Genomic DNA, 321 nt, shown 5'->3' with positions numbered 1-321 from the left:
TGTCTGCGAGTGATGATGGATATGCATATGTGAAAGAAGACGACTTATATGGGAAAACAACTCAAAAGGTTGTTACTGATATAAAAAATGATAAAAACGTTGGTAGTAATCAAAATTACAAAAAAGAAACGGTCTATAGTACAAATTTAAAAAATGAAAAATCCCGTTCAGTAGCCCAGGATCAAGCTATGAATGTTTCATATGTAAAATTAATGTTTAGAGGATTAAATGAACTTAGTAAATTGAAACCGAGTGAAGATACAAAAAGATCTAGTGAACCGAGCATAATAAGCTATGATTTAACTGAATTACAGTTTAAAA

General features: G+C 29.9%; 1 pseudogene. It reads left to right on the top strand.

The features are described 5' to 3' along the window. Positions 1–321, top strand: a pseudogene (locus V7038_RS29310) (DUF3952 domain-containing protein); the annotation flags it as partial.

This window comes from Bacillus sp. JJ783, assembly GCF_036963225.1.
GTDB classification, from domain to species: domain Bacteria; phylum Bacillota; class Bacilli; order Bacillales; family Bacillaceae_G; genus Bacillus_A; species Bacillus_A cereus_U.
Note: the sequence above shows the minus strand (reverse complement) of the source record. Positions and strands in the feature narration are given on the sequence as shown.